Origin of the sequence: Mycobacterium sp. NS-7484 (genome assembly GCF_001953975.1) — a bacterium.
Lineage (GTDB): Bacteria > Actinomycetota > Actinomycetes > Mycobacteriales > Mycobacteriaceae > Mycobacterium.
Genome location: NZ_MBEJ01000037.1, coordinates 1 through 1,682, shown reverse-complemented (window position 1 = coordinate 1,682; position 1,682 = coordinate 1). Strand labels below are relative to the sequence as shown.

Here is a 1,682-nt window from a genome sequence, read left to right as displayed (position 1 = left end):
CTTGTCGACGAATTCGAACCCGGTGCCCTCCGGCAACGGCTCCACCTCGATGTCGCATACCGCGTACTGGCCGTGACCACCGGACTGTTTGACGTGTCGGCCGTGGCCTTTTGCCTTTCCGCCGAGCGTCTCTCGCAAGGGAACCCGCAACTCCACGGTGTCGACTGACACCCCGTAACGGCGCGACAGGGCGTCGAGAACCACCGCGGCGTGCGCCTCGCCCATGCACCACAGCACGATCTGGTGGGTCTCGGGGTTCTGCTCGATACGCAGCGTCGGATCTTCGGCGGCCAACCGCTGTAACCCGACCGAGAGTTTGTCCTCGTCGGTTTTGGCGCGCGGCTGGACCGCGACCGGCAGCAGCGGGTCGGGCATGGTCCACGGCCGCAGCACCAGAGGATCAGCCTTGTCGCTGAGGGTGTCCCCGGTCTCGGCCCGGCTGAGCCGGCCGATCGCGCAGATGTCCCCGGCCACCACCGACGGCGCCGGACGCTGCTGTTTACCCAGCGGGAAGGACAGGGTGCCGATGCGCTCGTCCTCGTCGTGATCGGCATGGCCGTGGGAGCCGGCCGGTGAGACGGAGCCGTTGAAGGCAGAAAAATGGCCCGACACATGCACGGTGGCGTCGGGCCTGATGGTGCCGGAGAACACCCGGACCAGGCTGACCCTGCCGACATAGGGATCCGACGTCGTCTTGACCACCTCGGCCAGCAGCGGCCCGGACGGATCGCAGGGCAACGGTGTGCGGGTGGCTCCGTTGGTGGTGAACACCTCGGGCAGCCGATGTTCCGGTGGTGACGGAAAGCCGCGGGTGGCGACCTCCAGCAGTTCCAGCGTGCCGACCCCCGACCCGCTGCACACCGGGATCACCGGGAAAAACGAACCGCGGGCCACGGCCTTCTCCAGGTCGGCGATCAACACCGCTTCATCGATCTCTTCGCCGCCGAGGTAGCGCTCCATCAAGGTCTCGTCCTCGGACTCCTCGATGATCCCCTCGATCAGCGAGCCGCGTAGTTCGGAGATCTCGTCATCCAAGGAGCCGTCGGGGGGCCGGTTGGTGAGGGTGAGCAGCCCGATCACCCCCTCACCGGCGGGGAAGTACAGCGGCGCCACTTTGTCCCCGAAGGCCTGCTGGGCGCCGGCCAGCGCAGCCGCATAGTTGGCCCTGGCGTGGTCGAGCTTGGTGATGATCACGGCCCGCGGCATGCCCACCGCCGCACACTCCTGCCACAGCGCCTTCGTCGGCTCGTCGACGTCCTCGTTGGCGGCGATGACGAACAATGCGCAATCCGCGGCGCGCAGCCCGGCGCGTAGTTCCCCGACGAAATCGGCGTATCCGGGGGTGTCGATCAGATTGACCTTGATCCCGTTGTGCTGCAAGGGGGCCAGCGCGAGGCCGACCGAGCGCTGTTGGCCGATCTCAGCTTCGTCGAAATCGCAGACCGTCGACCCGTCGGCCACCGAGCCCGGGCGATTCAACACCCCTGCGGCCACGAGCAGTGCCTCCACGAGCGTGGTCTTGCCCGAACCTGACGGGCCGACGAGCACCACATTGCGAATGGCGGCGGGACTGTCGGCGGTGGGTACCGCTGCGTTGCCGGCCGAGTTCGACTTGTCCGCCATGGCGTTCCTCCTGGTGTCCCTGCCATCCACCATTCCCCGATGTGATCTGGAGCACAAGA

Annotated in this window: 1 protein-coding gene; it reads right to left on the bottom strand. The window is 67.2% G+C overall.

All coding sequences use genetic code 11. From position 1 onward, the window contains the following. Positions 1-1,623: elongation factor G (locus A5733_RS08630; protein ID WP_076239824.1), on the bottom strand; the 1,623-nt coding region annotated here is incomplete at its 3' end. Positions 1,624-1,682: the final 59 nt, after the last annotated feature.